Here is a 1,949-nt window from a genome sequence, read left to right on the forward strand (position 1 = left end):
GGTGAACCGCACGCTGCCGCGGGCCGAGCGGCTGGTGCAGAACCTGCGGGCTCAGGGCGTCGACGCGCACGCGTTCCCGTTCGACCATCTGCCGCCGGTGCTCGCCGACGCAGACGTCGTCGTCTCGTGCACCGGCGCTGTGCGACCCGTGGTGTCGCTTGCCGACGTGCACCGCGGCCTCGCTCACGGCCTGGAACCTCGGCATCTGGTGGTGTGCGATCTCGGGATGCCCCGTGATGTCGACCAGGCCGTCGCCGGTCTGCCCGGCGTCACGCTGGTCGACATGGAGCGGATCCAGCGGGAGCCGTCCGCCCGCGCGGCCGCCTCCGACGCCGAAGCAGCCCGCGCGATCGTCGCGGCCGAGGTCGCCAACTATCTGGCCGGACAGCGGATGGCGGAGGTCACGCCGACCGTCACCGCGCTGCGCCAACGGGCCGCGGACGTGGTCGAGGCCGAGTTGCTGAGGCTGGACAACCGACTGCCCGGCCTGGACACCGCTCATCGCGACGAGGTGGCCAAGACCGTGCGCCGCGTCGTCGACAAACTGCTGCACGCGCCGACGGTGCGGGTGAAGCAGTTGGCGAGTGCGCCCGGCGGAGACAGCTACGCCGAGGCGCTCCGTGAGCTCTTCGAACTCGATCAGCAAGCCGTCGACGCGGTGGCCGCGGGTGAGTTACCCCTCATGACAACCGATCTCGACAAGACCGAGTAACTCGACTCCCCGCACGCGGGAGGTGCCCCAGCTCCATGAAAGACACCAAGTGATCCGTATAGGGACCCGGGGAAGCCTGCTGGCGACAACCCAGGCCGGCGTCATCAGAGACGCCCTGATCGACCGCGGCCAGTCCGCCGAACTGGTGATCGTGTCCACCGCCGGGGATCGCTCCCACGCGCCGATCGCCGAGATCGGTGTCGGGGTGTTCACCGCGGCACTGCGCGAGGCGATCGCCGACAACACCGTCGACATGGCGGTGCACTCCTACAAGGATCTGCCCACCGCCGCGGACCCGCGCTTCGTGATCGCCGCGATCCCGGCGCGCGCGGACGCCCGTGACGCGCTGGTCGCCCGCGACGGACTGGTGCTCGGGGAGCTGCCGAACGGGTCGACTATCGGGACATCGGCACCGCGACGGGCCGCGCAGCTTAGAGCACTGGGTCTCGGTTTGGAAATTCGCCCCCTACGAGGCAACCTAGACACCAGGTTGAACAGGGTAAGCAGCGGTGATCTCGACGCCGTCGTCGTGGCCCGGGCGGGATTGGCCCGCATCGGTCGCCTCGACGCTGTCACCGAGACGCTGGAACCGGTACAGATGTTGCCGGCGCCGGCTCAGGGGGCATTGGCAGTCGAGTGTCGTGCCGGTGATACGGCGCTCGCGGAACTGTTGGCGGAGTTCGACGACGCCGACACCCGGGCATCGGTCACCGCAGAGCGAGCCCTGCTGGCCGAACTGGAGGCGGGCTGCTCCGCACCGGTGGGCGCGATCGCGGAAGTGGTCGAGTCGATCGATGAGGACGGCCGGATCTTCGAAGAGCTGTCGCTGCGCGGCTGCGTGGCGACGCTAGACGGATCCGACGTGATCCGTGCGTCCGGTATCGGGACACCCGGTCGGGCACGAGAGCTTGGGCTCTCGGTGGCCGCGGAGTTGTTCGAGCTGGGAGCGCGGGATCTGTTGGACGAACGCGGGAGAGATGCATGAGCTTGCGAGGACGCAAGAACAAGCCCGGCCACATCACGTTCGTCGGCTCCGGGCCCGGTGATCCAGGCCTGCTGACGACACGTGCCCGCACCGTGTTGGCGAACGCCGCCCTGGTGTTCACCGACCCCGACGTTCCTCAGGCGGTGCTCGCCCTCGTGGGGTGTGAGCTGCCGCCGCCGTCGGGACCGCTGCCGTTTGTCGCCGCCGACGCGGCTCCGAAGACCGATGCGGCCAAATCGGCCGCCGCCGAGG

General features: G+C 69.6%; 3 protein-coding genes. All 3 read left to right on the forward strand.

Annotation, left to right across the window (positions count from 1 at the left end):
- Window positions 1-712, forward strand: a 712-nt coding sequence (locus WA965_RS15105) for a glutamyl-tRNA reductase (protein ID WP_526447724.1), incomplete at its 5' end; no start/stop codon positions are given.
- 49 nt (window positions 713-761) lie between these two features.
- The gene (gene hemC, locus WA965_RS15110; RefSeq protein WP_526300778.1) at window positions 762-1,697 is read left to right on the forward strand and encodes a hydroxymethylbilane synthase; all 936 of its coding nucleotides are present in this window, start codon (window positions 762-764) and stop codon (window positions 1,695-1,697) included.
- The coding region (locus WA965_RS15115) for an SAM-dependent methyltransferase (RefSeq protein ID WP_526447726.1) at window positions 1,694-1,949 on the forward strand (256 nt) is incomplete at its 3' end. The genes hemC and WA965_RS15115, both read left to right, overlap by 4 nt.

Source organism: Mycobacterium sp., assembly GCF_049683935.1.
Classification (GTDB): Bacteria; Actinomycetota; Actinomycetes; order Mycobacteriales; family Mycobacteriaceae; genus Mycobacterium.